The organism is Pseudomonas sp. D4002 (assembly GCF_013385665.1).
Lineage (GTDB): Bacteria > Pseudomonadota > Gammaproteobacteria > Pseudomonadales > Pseudomonadaceae > Aquipseudomonas.
The window spans coordinates 73,204-88,270 of record NZ_JACAPN010000018.1; the positions used below are offsets into that span (position 1 = coordinate 73,204).

Genomic DNA, 15,067 nt, shown 5'->3' on the forward strand with positions numbered 1-15,067 from the left:
TTGATGCTAGCGGAGAATCCGAGCGCATTACAGAAACATCCCGCCCGAGGCCTCGACCCGTTGCCCGGTGATCCAGTTGCTGCCGTCGGCCAGCAGGGTGGAAATCGCTCCGCCAATGTCATCCGGCAAGCCCGCGCGACCGAGGGCGGTGTTGTTGGCGACCATCGCGTTCACGTCCGGATTGTCGCGCACCACGCCGCCGCTGAAGTCGGTGGCAATCGCGCCGGGGGCCAGGGTGTTCACGGTGATGCCACGGGCACCCAGTTCCTTGGCCTGGTAGCGGGTCAGCACTTCCACCGCGCCTTTCATCGAGGCGTAGGCCGAATAACCCGGCAGGCTGAAGCGCGCCAGGCCGCTGGAGATATTGATGATGCGGCCACCGTCACTGATCAGCGGCAGCAGTTTCTGGGTCAGGAAAAACGGGCCCTTGAAGTGGATCGCCACCAGTTGGTCGAACTGCGCTTCGGTGGTGTCGGCGAAGCTGGCGTGGGCGCCGATCCCGGCGTTGTTGATCAGGAAGTTGAAGTGCGCCTGGCCGAACACGTCCTTCAATACCGAGCCGACCTGGGCGGTGAACGCCTCGAAGGTGGAACTCTGGCTGACGTCCAGTTGCAGCATGGCCGCCTTGCCGCCCAGCGCTTCGACTTGGGCGACCACGGCCTGGGCTTCGTCCGCCGCGCTGTTGTAGGTACCGATAATGTCGACGCCTTGTGCCGCCAGGTGCAGCGCAGCGCTTTTGCCCAGGCCGCGGCTGGCGCCGGTGATGAGTGCGATTTTACGGGTCATGGTGAAGTCCTCGAGCGTGTGATGGTTCGTGGGACTGAGTGTATTTGTCCGGCCATAACGTGATAAACAGAGCTATGCCGGAATCACTGGCCGGATAAGGCGAACAATCCCATGAACAAACTAGAGTTGCTGCGTACCTTCGTGCGCGTTGCCGAACTGTCGAGTTTCACCCAGGCGGGCGAGAGCCTGGGCTTGCCGCGCTCCACGGTTTCCGAGCATGTGCAGGCGCTGGAAGAGTTGCTGGGCGCGCGCCTGTTGCAGCGCACCACGCGCAAGGTTCAGGCGACCCAGGACGGGCGCGTGCTGTATGAGCGCAGCAAGGATTTGCTGTCGCACATGGAAGAGCTGGAAGGCTTGTTTCGCCAGGATGAAGCGCAGCTGGCGGGGCGCATTCGGGTGGACATGCCCAATGTCATGGCCCGGGAATTGATCCTGCCGCGCCTGCCCGAGTTCATGGACCTGCACCCGCTGATCGAGCTGGAAATCAGCAGCACCGACCGCCAGGTTGATTTGCTGGCGGAAGGTTTCGACTGCGTCTTGCGCGTCGGTGCGCAGCCGGACCAGTCGGTGGTAGCCCGCTTGTTGTGCAGCATGCCGATGATCAACTGCGCCAGTGCTGCGTACCTGAAACGCCACGGCGTACCCAGGACGCTCGCTGATTTGGCTCACCATCAACTGGTGCATTACGTACGCCCGCTGGGCTCACGTTCTCCAGGGTTTGAATACGTACAAGGCAACAAGGTGCAGCGGATTCCCATGGCCGGGCGCGTCACGGTCAACAGCACCGACGCTTACCGGGCGGCGTGCATCGGTGGCTTTGGCCTGACCCAGGTGCCCGCCCTGGGCATTCACGATCAACTGGCCAGCGGCGAGTTGGTGGCGGTGCTGCCGGACTATCCGGCGCCGGCACTGGACGTGTCCCTGCTGTACGCCGGCCAACGGCATTTGCCGCTGCGGGTGCGGGTGTTCATGGATTGGCTGGCCGCCACCTTGCAGGCTGCTTTCAACGCCGGGCAGACAACTGCTGCGGCGCCAGGAATGCATCATGGAAGTAATCCCGAAACGCCTGCATCGCCGGCGTGAAATCGCGCTCGCGGTGCCAGGCCAGGCCGACGCTCATGGGCGTGACCTTGTCGGTGACGCTCACGGTTTCGATGCGTTTGCCTTCCAGTGACCACGGGCGATGCACCAGGTCTGACAAGATCGCCACGCCGCTGCCGTTGGCGACCATGCTGCGCACTGCCTCCACCGAACTGGTGCGCAGCCGCACCTTGGGGGTTTGCCCGGCCTGTTCCCAGTAGCGCATGGCGCTTTGTTCGGCTTCGTCGACGGTGAGGAAAATGTACGGCTCCCTGGCCACATCGGCGAGGCTCACGGCGGGGCGTTCGCACAACGGGTGATGGCTGGGCAGCCACAGGCGGCGTTCGGAGTTGAAGAGGATTTCCGAGACGATATCCGCGTGGGTGAGGTTGGCGGTGAGCACCACGGCCATATCGAACTGGCCGTTGAGCAGGCCGTGTTCGATGGCCTGGCGTTCCTGTTCGAACACCTCGATGGTCACGTCCGGGTGCCAGTGTTCCATGCGCTGCAAGTGGTGCGGCAGGAAGTAACCGAGCACGGTGTAGCTGGCGGCCACCCGCAATACGCCGCTGGCGCGGTAGTCCGGCAGCGGGCTGTTCAGGGCGTCGTCGACACTGCGCACAATCACGTAGGCCCGGTTGAGGAAATGCCGCCCGGCGTCGGTCAGGCTCATGCCCTGGGCCGAGCGCACGAATAGCTGCGCGCCGAGCATCGCTTCCAGCTCCTTGATCGCGGTGGTCACCGCCGATTGGGAGATGTTCAGGTGAATCGCCGCCTGGGAGATCTGGCCGATTTCGGCGGTGGCGACGAAGTAGCGGATTTGGCGCAGGGTCAGGGACATTGGTTTCTCCGCTCGCTCCCACGCTCTGCGTGGGAACGCATCCTGTGACGCTCTGCGTCACGATTTTAAAGGCGGACGCAGAGCGTCCAGGGCTGCATTCCCACGCGGAGCGTGGGAACGATCAGTATCGGGTATCTGATTTTCAGAAGATGGGCCATCTGATAATAGATCTTCCCAAGGGGTCAAGGGGCAGCCTAATTTCCATCGCAAGAACTTCAACGGAGCGACCCCGATGCAGGCAGTGGATTTCAATTCGGACATGGGCGAAGGCTTCGGCCCCTGGACCATCGGCGACGGCGTCGACAGCGAACTGATGGCCTACATCAGCTCGGCCAACATCGCCACCGGCTTTCACGCCGGCGACCCGGGCACCATGCGCCGCACCGTCGAACGCGCCAAGCAGTTGGGCGTGGCGATTGGCGCGCACCCGGGTTTTCGCGACCTCGTCGGTTTCGGCCGACGCCATATCAACGCCCCGGCCCAGGAGCTGGTGGACGACATGCTCTATCAACTCGGCGCCCTGCGGGAAATCGCCCGGGTGCAGGGCCTCACGCTGCAACACATCAAGCCCCACGGCGCGCTGTATATGCACCTGGCGCGGGATGAAGAAGCGGCGCGGTTGCTCGTGGAAAACCTGCAACGGCTGGAGCCCACGCTGCTGCTGTATTGCATGCCGAATTCGGTGATCTGGCGTATCGCCAAGGAACTCGGCCAGCCGGTGGTGCGGGAGTTTTATGCCGACCGTGAGTACGATCTCACCGGCTCCATCGTGTTTACCCGCAATGTGCGGGCGCTGGATCCGGCGACGGTTGCGGCGCGCGTACTACGGGCTTGCCAGACCGGGCTGGTACGTACGGTGGAAGGGGAAGACCTGTTTATCGAATTCGATTCCATCTGCCTGCACAGCGACACCCCCGGCGCCCTTGAACTGGTGGAAGCCACCCGTGAAGCGCTGGATCAGGCGGGCATCGAAGTACGCACACCCCGCTGACCGACACCGGTGCCCAGACACCGGGTCTGATTGATTTTTTGCCTGCCTTTCTACAATGATTCCAAGAGGAACAGACATGGCTGAATCTTCCCCGATCCGCTACAGCTTTGGCGGTGATGAACACCTGTTTGCCGAGGTCAGCGAGAGCATGTCCCTGGAGGCTTTCTTCAAGGGCATGGCCGTCACCCGCGCGGTGGAACGCTTGGCCCTGGACGGTGTGCTGGACGTCTGCCTGGCAAACGCCTCGTTCCAGATTCGCTTCGACCCGGACCGCATCGCGCCCCACGTGTTGCTCGACGCGGTACAAAGCGCCGAAGCCCAGGCCGTGGCCGAACGTACCTTGCACACCCGCATCATCGAAATCCCGGTGCTGTACAACGACCCCTGGACCCATGAAACCCTGATGCGCTTTCGCGACCGTCATCAGGACCCGACCGGCACCGACCTGGAATATGCAGCGCGGATCAACGGCCTGGCGGATGTGGACGCGTTTATCGCGGCCCACAGTGGCGCGCCGTGGTTTGTCTCGATGGTGGGGTTTGTGGCGGGCTTGCCGTTCATGTTCCAGATGGTGGAACGCGAGCGGCAGTTGCAGGTGCCCAAGTACCTGCGCCCACGCACCGACACGCCGAAATTGACCCTCGGCCACGGCGGCTGCTTCGGCTGTATCTATTCGGTACGCGGCGCCGGTGGCTACCAGATGTTCGGCGTCACCCCGGCGCCGATCTACGACCCGCAACAGCAGTTGGCTTACCTGAAAGAGCACATGGTGTTCTTCCGCCCCGGCGACATCGTGCAGTTCAAACCCATGGACCGCGACGCCTATGACCTGGCCGTGGCAGAAGTGGACGCAGGGCGCTTCGACCTGCGCATCCGCCCGGTGGAGTTTTCCCTCGACGCATTTCTCGCCGACCCCATCGGTTACCCGAAAACCCTGCAGGAGGCGCTGGCATGATCAAGGTACTCAAAGCCGGCCTCGCCACCTCCGTGCAGGATCTTGGCCGCGAAGGTTATTACCACCTCGGCATCCCGCCATCCGGCGCCCTGGACCAATACGCGTTGAGCGCGGCCAACCACCTGGTGGGCAACCCCATCGGCGCTGCCGGGCTGGAATGCACGTTGATCGGGCCGGAGCTGGAGTTTCAGCAGGATGCCCTGGTGGCGTTGTGCGGGGCGCTGATGTCGCCGCGCCTGGACGGCGTGGTGGTGCATCAGGACACCGCGTTTGAAGTGCGCGCCGGGCAAGTACTGCGCTTTGAATTTCCCAGGGCCGGCGCGCGGACTTACCTGGCGGTGGCCGGTGGCATCGATGTGCCGCTGGTGTTGGGCAGCCGCTCGACTTACACCCTCGGCGCATTGGGCGGGTTTCAGGGGCGGCGGCTGGTGGAGGGTGATGAACTGCCCGTGGGCGAAGCCAGCGGCAAAGGCCGGGCGGGGAACAGTTTGCCCATGGCGTTGCGCCAATCGGTGGGTGGGGACGTGACCCTGCGGGTGGTGCCAGGGCTGTATTACGAGCGCCTGACGCCCGCCGCCAAGAGCAGCTTTTTTGCCGAGCCCTGGACGGTAGGGTCGGAGGCCGACCGCATCGGCTATCGCTTCAAGGGCGGCAATGCCTTGAGCTTTCAGCCACGGGAACAGCCGTTTGGCGCCGGGTCCGATCCGTCGAACATCGTCGACAGTTGCTACCCCATCGGTTCGATCCAGGTGCCGGCGGGTCTGGAGCCGATCGTGCTGCACCGGGACGCGGTGTCGGGCGGGGGCTACGCGATGATTGGCACGGTGATCAGTGCCGACCTGGATCTGATCGGGCAGATGCAACCGAACCAGCGGGCGGGGTTTGTGGCGGTGACGCTGGAGGAAGCGTTGGAGGCGCGGCGGGTGTACAAGAAGCGGTTGAAGCTGATGGGCGGGTTGTTTAGCACCTGAACTCACCACTGAACCCAATGTGGGAGCGGGCTTGCTCGCGAAAGCGGAGTGTCAGTCAATAAGTCTGTGACTGAGCCACCGCATTCGCGAGCAAGCCCGCTCCCACATTTTTATCGGGTTGTGTCAGAACAATTGGGTGAATAGCCAGTACAGGCTACCCGATAACAGAATCGCCGCCGGTAACGTCAGCACCCAGGCCATCAGCAAGTTGCGGATGGTCTTCATCTGCAAGCCACCGCCGTTCGCCACCATGGTCCCGGCCACACCCGACGACAACACATGGGTGGTGGACACCGGCAAGCCATACATGTCTGCCGCGCCGATGGTCAGCATCGCCACCATCTCGGCGGATGCGCCCTGGGCGTAGGTCAGGTGAGTCTTGCCGATCTTCTCGCCCACGGTCACCACGATACGTTTCCAGCCGACCATGGTGCCGAGCCCGAGGGCGATGGCCACGGCGATCTTGACCCACAGCGGGATAAATCGTGTGGCGTTGTCGATCTGTTGCTTGAACAGTTGCAGCTTGTTCTGGGTGTCGGCATCGAAGTTGCCGACCTTGCCCTTGTCCATCAGGCGGATGGTTTCGCTGGTCAGGTACATGTCGTTACGCACGTTGCCCACGGCCTCGGCCGGTACGGCGGCGAGGGAGCCGTAGCTCTTCACTTCCTCACCGATATGCCCGGTGATGGCGGCCAGGGCGGGCACCAGTTCCGGGGTGGCTTCCTTGGTGCGTACGTAGGTCGACAAGGTGCCGCGAGAGTCGGCGGGGGCCAGTTGCGGCGCCGCTTTTACCAGGGCGGCCTGGGTGACTTCGGCCACCGCGGCAAACTGCAACGACTCACCGGCCGGCATGGTGCGGTTCAACGCGTAGGCCATCGGCAGGGTGCCCACCAGGATCAACATGATCAGGCCCATGCCCTTCTGGCCATCGTTGGAACCATGGGCAAACGACACACCGGTGCAGGTGGCGATCAGCATGCCGCGAATCCACCAAGGCGGCGGGGTATCGCCTTTCGGCGCTTTGTACAGCGAGCGATTTTTCACGAAGGCCCGCAGCGCCAGCAACAGCAGGGCGGCGAAGGCGAAGCCGATCAGCGGCGACAGCAGCAGCGCATAACCGATCTTGATCGCCTGGCCCCAGTCCACACCGCTGGTGCCGTCGCGGCCATGCATCAGGGCGTTGGCCACGCCCACGCCGATGATCGAGCCGATCAAGGTGTGGGACGACGACGCCGGCAACCCCAGCCACCAGGTGCCGAGGTTCCACAGGATCGCGGCGATCAACAGCGCGAAGATCATCGCAAAGCCGGCGGAGGAGCCGACCTGCAAAATCAGCTCTACCGGCAGCAGGGCGATGATGCCGAACGCCACCGCGCCGCTGGATAGCAGCACGCCGAGGAAGTTGAAAAAGCCCGACCACACCACCGCGAAATGCGGTGGCAATGAGTTGGTGTAAATCACCGTGGCCACCGCGTTGGCGGTGTCGTGGAAGCCGTTGACGAACTCGAAGCCCAGGGCGATCAACAGCGCCACGCCCAGCAGCAGGAACGGCGTCCAGGTGGTGACCACCGTGCCCAGCTCGTGCATGTCGTGCATCAGGCTGTAGGCGGTGAACAACAGGCCCATGGCGAGTACGGCGAAGAAAATGATCACCGTCACCAGGCCGGGTTTTTTGTCCAGGCGCGGTTTGGGATCGTTGGTGACGGAGGCGGTGGAGGCGGTCAGCGAAGGGGTTGCCATGCCGGAACATCCAGTGTTGAGGGAGGATATCCGTCATGATCGTTGCAGAATGTTACAGAGATGCTGCGGTAAATCAGTGTTTAGGGAATTGAAGTTGCCGCCGGTCTATAAAACACCGCCGATAAAATGTGGGAGCTGGCTTGCCTGCGATAGCGGTGTATCAGTCACCACCACTATCGCAGGCAAGCCAGCTCCCACACTTGATCGCATTTCAAATTCAATAATCCTTGCGCTTGCGAAACGCCCAGCGTCCGGCAATCAGGGTGAATGTCGCCACCAGCGCCACCAGAATCCAGAAGCCTTCAGGGTCTGTAGAAAGCGGCACACCACCAACGTTCATGCCAAAAAAACCGGCAATGATGTTGATCGGCAACGCCAGCACCGTGACCACGGTCAGGGTGAACAACGTGCGGTTGCTCTGTTCGTTGAGGTTGGCGGCGATCTCTTCCTGCAGCAGCTTGATGCGCTCACCCAACGCCATCAGGTCGTTGATGATCAGCGCAAACTCCTCGGTGGATTTGCGCAGCTCTTTCACGTCTTCCTTCTGCAGCCACTGGGGCGGACGATTGAGCAGCCGCAGCAACGAGCCGGGCTCCAGCGCCAGCAGCCGTTGCAGGCGCACCAGCACCCGGCGCGCGGCACCCAGTTCGGCGCGGTTGGTGGACAGGCGTGACGACAGCAACTGGTCCTCGATCTGGTCGACGCTGAGGCTGGTCTTGCGCACGATCTGTGTCAGCACCTCGCCCTGGTCCCGCAGCAAATGCACCAACAGTTCCAGCGGCGAGCGAAAGTGTTCACCGGCCTTAACCGACGAGCGCAGCTTGTCCACCGAATGCAGCGGTTGCAGGCGCGCGCTGATCAACAGCCGACTGCGGGCGCACACCCATAAGGTGGAAATGTCTGAAGACATCATGCTGCTGAAGTTGAAGACCACGTCGTTGACCACCGCCAGCAAGGCCGAGTCCACGTGTTCGATGCGGGTGGAGCGTGAGCCTTCGTGCAAGGCTTCGAAGAATTCTTCCGGCAGGTTCAGGTGCGCCTGCATCCAGCGCTCACAGGCGGCGTGGGCCAGGTTCAAATGCAGCCACAGAAATTCGTCGGGGTCTCCGGGCTGCTGCAAGGCCGCAAGGGCAGTGGCTGAATCAATCTGTTCGCCCTTTTCACCGGGGCGGAAACGAAAACCGTAGAGCAAGCCAAACAGGTCTGAGTCCTGGTGGCTGTGGTCGATGCTGTGGTTCATGGAGGCTCGCAGGGAAAGTGCCTGTAGGAAATTTCACAGGTTCACTTGAGCGCATCATGGCAACAGGATTTGACGGTTTTGTGACGGTTTGAGGTGGCCGTCAATCGCCTGCGGGCAAACTGAAGCTGAACACCGTGCCGCCCTGCTCGCTGGAAGACACTTCCAGCCGCCCGCCATGGGCGTCGGCAATCTGTTTGACGATGTACAACCCCAGGCCCAACCCGGCCTGGGGCAGGGCGCCCGTCGGTCGGGAGTAGGGCTGGAACAGCAGCGGCATGGCTTGCTCACTGATCAGCCCAAGGTTTTTCACCGTTAACTCAAACGTGCCGGCGTTGACCTGTGCACTGACCTCAACCGGCCCTTCGGGGCTGCCGTGGCTGATGGCGTTGGCCACCAGGTTGGAGAGCAGTTGCGCGAGCCGCTCGCGGTCGCCTTTCACACCCTTGAGATTGCCGATGCGGGCGTGAATCAGCCGCTTGGGGTGCACGTGCTGCACCTCTTCCACCACATGCTGCAAAGTGTCTTCAAGCCCAGTGCATTCACTGATGTTCACCGGGATGCCGCTGCCCATTCGCCCGCGGGCAAAGTCCAGTACGTCTTCCACCAGTTGCGAGGCCCGGCGGCCGCTGGCCAGCATGTGCCGCACCAGGGTGTCGGTGGCCGGGTCCGGGTGTTTGCGCAGCAGCCGTTCGGCGCCGACGTTGATGGCGAACAGCGGGTTGCGCAGGTCGTGGCCGAGCACGGCGATGAATTGTTCGCGCAGTTCGGCGGTTTCGCGCTCCTGCTGCAGGTCGGCTTCGGTCTGCTGGAGGCTTTCTTCGGCTTCGATCTGCAGCGACAGCACCCGGGCAAACGACTCCATGGTCGACTGGATGGTGCTGCTGCGCAGTTGCGCCGGGTTCGGGTCCAGGGCACAGATGGTGCCGAAGAAACGCCCGTCGGTGCGGAACACCGGCACCGAGATGTAGCTTTCAAAGTGGTAGATACGCGGCGTGTGGTGGTCGCGGTACAGCGGGTCTTCGCTGGCTTTGTCGATCACGATCGAGACGTGGGAGTCGCGTATTTCGTGGCACAGGGTGGTGGTCAGGTCCAGCTCGCCACCCACGGGCAGGCCGAAGTCCAGTTGGTCGCGCACGGCGCAGGCGGTCCATGAATCATCGGTGACCCGGGCCACGGCCGCAAAACGCAAGCCGGTCATCTCGCTGACTACCTGGAGAATCGCCGGGACGGCGCTGATTCTGCCAATGGTGGCAATGTCGACGGCTTTTTGCCCCATGGCGAACGGTTCCGGTCCTGATGCTGCTGGCGTTGTGCCTTGGCTGATGGTTGGGATTCTAGCGAGCTTGGCGGCGTAAGGTACAAATTCGTTCACGCTAATTAGACTAATTGCTCTTCTGGGCGACGAGCGCGCATAAAAAAGCCGCGCGGCCCGAAGGCGGCGCGGCGTTTTTGCGGTTCAACTCAAGTGTCTTGCTTGTTTTCCAGGACTTCGCCGGTCTTGGCATCCAGCTTCACGTCCCACTTCACGTTGCTGGTGTCACGCAGTTCGGTCTCGTAGACCAGGCGACCGGCGTTGTCTTCCAGTTCGGTGTCAACGATGGTGGCGCCTTTGTGCTGGGCCACGGCCTTGGCGTTGAGCTTTTCAAAATCCATCACGGCACCGGACTTGAGCAGGCTCGGAATCTGGTCCGGGCGAACATCGGCCTGGGCCAAACCGGCGGTAAGGGTCAAGGCGGCAGCAGCGAACAGAGCGGTCAGGTTTTTCATGATGTGATCCTTTGGGGTGAGCTGTTTAAGTGGGATCAGGTTAACCAGCGCAACTTAACTCACCCTTAAGATTGCGCCGTTTGTTCAATCGGCGGCGAGTGCGGGGTTTCATGCTGGCGTCTCACTTACGGGAGGCACAGATGAAACAGTTAATGGCCTGGGTGTATGCGCCCTTGTTTTGGGCGGGGTTTATCGGGTGGGCGCTGTGGCTGGTGCAGAGGGATACGCTGCAGTGGCTGGGGCTGGTATTTGTTCTGGCGGTGGCGGTGTCGTTTATCGCCGAGTGGTGGTTGCCCTATGAGCCACAGTGGAATCGCAACCAGGGTGATCGTCGTCGCGACTTGATTCACGCGTTGGTCAATGAGGGCCTCAATGCGGCGGGCTTGTTGATCTTGCCGGTGCTGACCGCGCTGTTGGCCGTCGACGGTATATGGCCGCGGGCGTGGCCGCTCTGGGCGCAATTGCTGCTGGCGATCTTCATTGCCGATGCGGGCATCACCCTGATGCATTACGCCAGCCACCGAGTCGCTGCCTTGTGGCGCCTGCACGCGGTGCACCACAGCGTGCAACGGCTGTATGGCTTCAATGGCTTGATGAAGCATCCGTTGCACCAGATGCTGGAAGCCACGGCCGGGTTGGCGCCGTTGATCCTGCTGGGCATTCCCACGGAGGTGGCGCTGCTGCTGGCCCTGGCGATTGCCGTGCAGCTGCTGTTGCAGCATTCCAATGTCGACATGCGCCTGGGGCCGCTGCGCTGGGTGTTCGCCTGGGCGCCGGTGCATCGTTTTCATCACATGAAATATGGCCGGGCTGGGGATGTGAATTTCGGCTTGTTTTTCAATCTGTGGGATTGGCTCTTGGGTACGGCGTTTTACAGCCATGACTATCGAATGGGGCAGGGCGACTTGGGGATTGGCAGCCGGCCGGATTTTCCGCGGGAGTATGTGGCGCAGTTGCGCGACCCGTTCAGGACGGTGCGCTTGAGCAAGGAGCCGCCGGTTCCCGCGGGTCTAGTCCAGGATTCGTACGTTCAGGTTGCGCAACGACGCCCCGGCCGTGACGCCAAATAGTTGCTTCATGGTCCGGGAAAAGTGCGCCGAATCGGCGAACCCGGCGCCATGTGCAGCCTCGGTCAGGGTGCTGCCGCCGAGCGCCAGTCCCAGCGCCACTCGCAAGCGCCGCCACAACACCAGGCGACGTACCGGCAAACCCAGTTGGTTGGCGAACAAACGTTCCAGCTGGCTTAACGAAACGTGCGCCGCCTGCGCCAGGGCTTGGGCCGAGACCTTGCCACTCAGTTGCTGATCCAGCGCCGACAGCGCGCGCTCCACCCTGGCATCTTCCAGTGCGCGTCTCGGCAATTGGCGCAGCGTGCGCTCGAGTGCTTCCAGGGACCGTTCACTGTCGGCCAGGGCGGCCTGCAAAGAGTCGAAGTCAAAGGCGCCGGGTTCGGCATACACCATCAACACCTCACCGTGGGAGTGGAGGATGGCGTGGGGCATTCTGGACGGGATAAACAGGCGATGGGCCGTGGTGGCACGGCCATCGAGGCTGGCCGTGACCGGCCCGCCCGCGGAGAACATCAGCTGATGGGCATAGTGTGCGTGGGGCGCGGTGCGCCCCGGTATGCCCTGGATCAGCCCGTAGTCAGGCCCCAGCCACAGGCGACCTGACCATTCGGGGCTCACTCAGTAACCGTTGTCCTGCAGCAGGTCGGCCACACTCGAGGACGGCCAGCGCTTGTAGTACTTCAGCAGTTCGGCAGCGCGGTTGGTGAAGATGCCATCGACGCCGGCTTTCATGACCTTGTCGAAGTCCACCGGCTCATCCACGGTGTACACGTGCACCAGCAAGCCCTTGTCGTGGGTCAACTGGTTCATCTCGGGTTTGACCAGGTCGGAGTAGCTCTGGTCGCCCAGGTTGGTCAGTTGTGCCGAAGGGCCGGTACCGATGGCGCCCAGGCTCTTGGCCTCGTCGATCCATTTTTCGAACTCGGCGGCGTCCTTCGGCTCCTGCTTGGCGTAGTAGGCGGCTTTGCTCGGCTCGCCGGACTCGGCGAAGGGCACCTTGGATTTCGGTTCGATGCTGCCTTCACCTACCCACAACAGCAGGATTTTCGGGGTGTTGGGCATCTCTTTTTGCAGTTCTTTCAGGCTGTCTTTCTCAAAGGTTTGCAGCACCACGCGGCCCTTGCCCTGGCCGACGCCGATGTTTTTCTGGGCCTGGTTGGAGCCGGTGGAACTCAACCAGCCTTTATCCAGCAGCTTGTTCTTCAGGTCGGCCTCGATGCCCGGGAATTGCTTCGGCTCCTTGGTTTCGATGTACAGGCCGGGTTTGTGCTGCGGATTGCCTTCGGCGATCTTGATGATTTCGTCCAGGCTGAGGATTTTCAAACCGACGAAGCCTGGGCGGGCGCGATCCGGGTAGGCGGCGTTGAACCAGCTGCCGGCGTCCAGGGTTTTAAGCTCGGCCCAGGTGAACTCGTTGGCCGGGCTGTCCTTGCGCTCCGGGAACTTGGTGGCGACGTCGGTGGTGCGTTGCAGGTTGTTGTCATGCAGGGCGAATAGCACGCCGTCCTTGCTGCGCTGCAGGTCCATTTCCAGGTAGTCGGCACCCAGGTCGCGCGCGACTTTGTAGGCGGCGGCGGTGGATTCCGGTGCATCGAAGGAGGCGCCACGGTGGGCAATCACGGCGGGGTGCGGAATGCCTTCGTTGGTGGCCAATTCGGTAGGGCTGATCGGGCTTGCCGCCTGTGCGTGGCCAAGGCCCAGCATCAGGGCCAGCAGCAGGGCACTCTTGGTAAACGTAACAGGCATATGCGAAGTCCTTTCGTGGAGGTAACTTTGAGAAGGGCTCCTTTTTAACAATTGCTTGCGAATGGCGCTATCACCAAACCGACATTAACGTGTTCACCGGCCATTTTTCTGCACTTTTGTGCGGTGCGATGCAGTACTCTTGCTTTGAAATGCCCCATCAGAGGGCAGATTTTCCTGCCACGCGTGTAAACCATCTTTCCAGTCCAAGTAGGACTTTTCAGTGAGGTTTACCATGCGCATCACCTCCGACCTTATCTGCCAGGCCGCCGACCAACTCCAGGGTTTTGTCGGCCTGAACCGCAAGACTGGCCAGTACATCGTCCGTTTCAGCGAAGACTCCTTCGGCATGGACGTGGCCGATGACGGCATCATCCCAACCGCCGAGTTTGTCTGGCTGCCGGTCGACGGGCAGGCCATGACCTTGTCCCGCGAGCGGATCCAGTTGTTGCTGGACCAGAACATCGACGATCGCATCAACATCACGGAACCGCTGCGGGTGTACATGCGTCGGGTGGAGATTCCACAGATCAGTGCGGTGCGCAGTCTGGTCAGTTGAGTGCCGCATAGCCCTGCGGCTGGAGCGCTTTTTGTGGCTAGGGAGCTTGCTGTGGCAGGGAGCTTGCTGTGGTGAGGGAGCTTGCTGTGGCGAGGGAGCTTGCTCCCGCTGGAGTGCGCAGCGCTCCCAAGATTTTGGGGCCGCTTCGCAGCCCAGCGGGAGCAAGCTCCCTCGCCACAGCAAGCTCCCTCACCACACAAGCTCCCTCACTACAGCAAGCGCCCTCACCACAGAGCCTCCCTTGTCCACATTAAGTGTTTTACACGGGCTGAGGTTTCAGCGCTCGAACGCGTAAGACCGCTCCACCTTGCACACCCGCGTATGGCACGCCGAGTACCAGGTGGCGCGGCCCTGTTCGCGCACCTCAGTGTGTTCGGCGTGCTGCTTCCAGGCCAGGATCGCGGCTTCGCTGCTCCAGTAGGACACCGTGATACCCAGCCCGTCGTCCCCGCGCGCCGATTCCACGCCGAGAAAACCGGGTTGTTGCCGGGCCAGTTCCAGCATGCGGTCGGCGGCTCGTCCGTAACCGTTGTCACCTTCAGTGCGCAATGAACTGAACACCACGGCGTAGTACGGCGGTTTGGGTGTCTTGGCGATCATGCGCAGGCCTTCAGCAGCGCAATGGCCAGCGGCGGGGTGACGCCTTTAAGCGCCGCACGTTCCGGCTGGAACAGGGTGGCGACAAAAAACGGATGGCCCAGCAACTCCACCGCCCGCAGGTCGCCCGCCGAGTCATGGCCGCTGGCAATCAGGTCGGCTTCCAGCAATGCGCTTTCGAACGCTGGATTGATGCCATAGCGGCAACGGTAGCCTTCATGGATATCCAGGGTGGCGTAGGCCTCGGCGATGCGGGTATAGGCCATCAAGCGGATGGTGTCGGTCGCTTCCACCAGCGCGCAGGTCAACGGTGTCAGCACTGCACGCGGCGAGTCGGGGGCCAGTTCGCCATGCTCGGCATCGGCCCAGCCCAGCACGTTGCGGGCATATTCCAGCACCGCGTGTTGAAAACCGCCGCAGGTGCCGAGGAACGGGCGCTTTTGTTCACGGGCATACCGGATGGCCAGCAGCGCGCCGTCAAGGTCTCGGTAGGGGCTGGCGGGGACGCACCAGAAGCCGTCGTAGTGCTGCAGTTGTTCGGTGGATTTGATCGTGTCGGTGGCCAGCCAGTCGAACCGCACCGTCAGGCCCAGCGCCGCGCCGGCCTGTTGCAACGCCAGGGGAATGGCCTGGTGGGCGGTGACCTGTGCATCGTAGTCGCCGATCAGGGCCAGGTGCAGGGTGGTTTTATTCATCGAGGGTATCCGTGGCTTGTTGAGTCCTGGCG

16 protein-coding genes are annotated in these 15,067 nt (G+C 62.3%); 6 read left to right on the top strand and 10 right to left on the bottom strand.

What is annotated here, in order from left to right:
* Positions 1-27: 27 nt before the first annotated feature.
* Positions 28-786, bottom strand: a complete 759-nt coding sequence (locus HX824_RS11950; RefSeq protein ID WP_003211435.1) for an SDR family NAD(P)-dependent oxidoreductase — start codon at positions 784-786, stop codon at positions 28-30.
* Positions 787-897: 111 nt separating this feature from the next.
* Here HX824_RS11950 and HX824_RS11955 point away from each other — a divergent pair, with 111 nt between their 5' ends.
* The gene (locus tag HX824_RS11955) at positions 898-1,869 is read left to right on the top strand and encodes a LysR family transcriptional regulator (protein WP_008432970.1); all 972 of its coding nucleotides are present in this window, start codon (positions 898-900) and stop codon (positions 1,867-1,869) included.
* Here the strand turns inward: HX824_RS11955 and HX824_RS11960 are convergent.
* Positions 1,790-2,707 carry a LysR family transcriptional regulator gene (locus HX824_RS11960; RefSeq protein ID WP_003211439.1) on the bottom strand — a complete coding sequence of 306 codons (918 nt, stop codon included), beginning with the start codon at positions 2,705-2,707 and terminating at the stop codon, positions 1,790-1,792. The genes HX824_RS11955 and HX824_RS11960 overlap by 80 nt on opposite strands.
* Before the next feature lie 232 nt (positions 2,708-2,939).
* On the opposite strand from HX824_RS11960, the gene HX824_RS11965 reads away from it, so the two are divergent.
* The 3 genes from HX824_RS11965 to HX824_RS11975 all read left to right on the top strand — a co-directional run bounded on the left by HX824_RS11965 (position 2,940) and on the right by HX824_RS11975 (position 5,624).
* The gene (locus tag HX824_RS11965) at positions 2,940-3,698 is read left to right on the top strand and encodes a 5-oxoprolinase subunit PxpA (protein ID WP_003211441.1); all 759 of its coding nucleotides are present in this window, start codon (positions 2,940-2,942) and stop codon (positions 3,696-3,698) included.
* Positions 3,699-3,774: 76 nt separating this feature from the next.
* Positions 3,775-4,653, top strand: a complete 879-nt coding sequence (locus HX824_RS11970; protein ID WP_008432967.1) for an allophanate hydrolase subunit 1 — start codon at positions 3,775-3,777, stop codon at positions 4,651-4,653.
* Positions 4,650-5,624 (top strand): biotin-dependent carboxyltransferase family protein, encoded by a 975-nt coding sequence (locus tag HX824_RS11975; RefSeq protein WP_177054579.1) that lies wholly within the window; start codon positions 4,650-4,652, stop codon positions 5,622-5,624. The genes HX824_RS11970 and HX824_RS11975 overlap by 4 nt, the downstream gene beginning before the upstream one ends.
* Positions 5,625-5,747: 123 nt before the next feature.
* Here the strand turns inward: HX824_RS11975 and HX824_RS11980 are convergent, their stop codons facing one another.
* The 4 genes from HX824_RS11980 to HX824_RS11995 all read right to left on the bottom strand — a co-directional run bounded on the left by HX824_RS11980 (position 5,748) and on the right by HX824_RS11995 (position 10,371).
* Positions 5,748-7,364, bottom strand: coding sequence for an inorganic phosphate transporter (locus tag HX824_RS11980; RefSeq protein ID WP_008432964.1), 1,617 nt, complete (start codon positions 7,362-7,364; stop codon positions 5,748-5,750).
* Between the two features lie 217 nt (positions 7,365-7,581).
* Positions 7,582-8,604: a transporter gene (locus HX824_RS11985; RefSeq protein WP_177054580.1), complete on the bottom strand. Its 1,023-nt coding sequence runs from the start codon at positions 8,602-8,604 to the stop codon at positions 7,582-7,584.
* A gap of 100 nt (positions 8,605-8,704) precedes the next feature.
* A complete protein-coding gene (locus HX824_RS11990; RefSeq protein WP_102369740.1) occupies positions 8,705-9,880 on the bottom strand; it encodes a GAF domain-containing sensor histidine kinase in 1,176 nt (391 codons plus the stop codon).
* Positions 9,881-10,065: 185 nt separating this feature from the next.
* Positions 10,066-10,371 (bottom strand): PepSY domain-containing protein, encoded by a 306-nt coding sequence (locus HX824_RS11995; protein WP_177054581.1) that lies wholly within the window; start codon positions 10,369-10,371, stop codon positions 10,066-10,068.
* 140 nt (positions 10,372-10,511) lie between these two features.
* Here HX824_RS11995 and HX824_RS12000 point away from each other — a divergent pair, with 140 nt between their 5' ends.
* Positions 10,512-11,441 (top strand): sterol desaturase family protein, encoded by a 930-nt coding sequence (locus tag HX824_RS12000; protein WP_177054582.1) that lies wholly within the window; start codon positions 10,512-10,514, stop codon positions 11,439-11,441.
* Here the strand turns inward: HX824_RS12000 and HX824_RS12005 are convergent.
* Both HX824_RS12005 and HX824_RS12010 read right to left on the bottom strand, forming a co-directional pair.
* Positions 11,382-12,059 (bottom strand): helix-turn-helix domain-containing protein, encoded by a 678-nt coding sequence (locus HX824_RS12005; RefSeq protein WP_177054583.1) that lies wholly within the window; start codon positions 12,057-12,059, stop codon positions 11,382-11,384. The two genes, HX824_RS12000 and HX824_RS12005, sit on opposite strands and share 60 nt — an antisense overlap.
* Complete coding sequence (locus tag HX824_RS12010) at positions 12,060-13,187, bottom strand: glycerophosphodiester phosphodiesterase (protein ID WP_008432958.1); 1,128 nt, start codon at positions 13,185-13,187, stop codon at positions 12,060-12,062.
* A 232-nt stretch (positions 13,188-13,419) separates the two neighbouring features.
* Here HX824_RS12010 and HX824_RS12015 point away from each other — a divergent pair, with 232 nt between their 5' ends.
* A complete protein-coding gene (locus tag HX824_RS12015; RefSeq protein ID WP_177054584.1) occupies positions 13,420-13,743 on the top strand; it encodes a DUF2025 family protein in 324 nt (107 codons plus the stop codon).
* 276 nt (positions 13,744-14,019) lie between these two features.
* Here HX824_RS12015 and HX824_RS12020 read toward each other — a convergent pair whose 3' ends face one another.
* Both HX824_RS12020 and HX824_RS12025 read right to left on the bottom strand, forming a co-directional pair.
* A complete protein-coding gene (locus HX824_RS12020) occupies positions 14,020-14,343 on the bottom strand; it encodes an antibiotic biosynthesis monooxygenase (protein ID WP_177054585.1) in 324 nt (107 codons plus the stop codon).
* Positions 14,340-15,035, bottom strand: coding sequence for a CTP synthase (locus tag HX824_RS12025; protein ID WP_177054586.1), 696 nt, complete (start codon positions 15,033-15,035; stop codon positions 14,340-14,342). Before HX824_RS12025 ends, HX824_RS12020 begins: the two co-directional genes overlap by 4 nt.
* Between the last annotated feature and the right edge of the window lie 32 nt (positions 15,036-15,067).

What these genes read in the sequence shown, in the direction of transcription:
- HX824_RS11950 (WP_003211435.1), bottom strand. Translation starts at nt 786, where the DNA reads ATGACCCGTAAAATCGCACTCATCACCGGCGCCAGCCGCGGCCTGGGC.
- HX824_RS11955 (WP_008432970.1), top strand. Translation starts at nt 898, where the DNA reads ATGAACAAACTAGAGTTGCTGCGTACCTTCGTGCGCGTTGCCGAACTG.
- HX824_RS11960 (WP_003211439.1), bottom strand. Translation starts at nt 2,707, where the DNA reads ATGTCCCTGACCCTGCGCCAAATCCGCTACTTCGTCGCCACCGCCGAA.
- HX824_RS11965 (WP_003211441.1), top strand. Translation starts at nt 2,940, where the DNA reads ATGCAGGCAGTGGATTTCAATTCGGACATGGGCGAAGGCTTCGGCCCC.
- HX824_RS11970 (WP_008432967.1), top strand. Translation starts at nt 3,775, where the DNA reads ATGGCTGAATCTTCCCCGATCCGCTACAGCTTTGGCGGTGATGAACAC.
- HX824_RS11975 (WP_177054579.1), top strand. Translation starts at nt 4,650, where the DNA reads ATGATCAAGGTACTCAAAGCCGGCCTCGCCACCTCCGTGCAGGATCTT.
- HX824_RS11980 (WP_008432964.1), bottom strand. Translation starts at nt 7,364, where the DNA reads ATGGCAACCCCTTCGCTGACCGCCTCCACCGCCTCCGTCACCAACGAT.
- HX824_RS11985 (WP_177054580.1), bottom strand. Translation starts at nt 8,604, where the DNA reads ATGAACCACAGCATCGACCACAGCCACCAGGACTCAGACCTGTTTGGC.
- HX824_RS11990 (WP_102369740.1), bottom strand. Translation starts at nt 9,880, where the DNA reads ATGGGGCAAAAAGCCGTCGACATTGCCACCATTGGCAGAATCAGCGCC.
- HX824_RS11995 (WP_177054581.1), bottom strand. Translation starts at nt 10,371, where the DNA reads ATGAAAAACCTGACCGCTCTGTTCGCTGCTGCCGCCTTGACCCTTACC.
- HX824_RS12000 (WP_177054582.1), top strand. Translation starts at nt 10,512, where the DNA reads ATGAAACAGTTAATGGCCTGGGTGTATGCGCCCTTGTTTTGGGCGGGG.
- HX824_RS12010 (WP_008432958.1), bottom strand. Translation starts at nt 13,187, where the DNA reads ATGCCTGTTACGTTTACCAAGAGTGCCCTGCTGCTGGCCCTGATGCTG.
- HX824_RS12015 (WP_177054584.1), top strand. Translation starts at nt 13,420, where the DNA reads ATGCGCATCACCTCCGACCTTATCTGCCAGGCCGCCGACCAACTCCAG.
- HX824_RS12020 (WP_177054585.1), bottom strand. Translation starts at nt 14,343, where the DNA reads ATGATCGCCAAGACACCCAAACCGCCGTACTACGCCGTGGTGTTCAGT.
- HX824_RS12025 (WP_177054586.1), bottom strand. Translation starts at nt 15,035, where the DNA reads ATGAATAAAACCACCCTGCACCTGGCCCTGATCGGCGACTACGATGCA.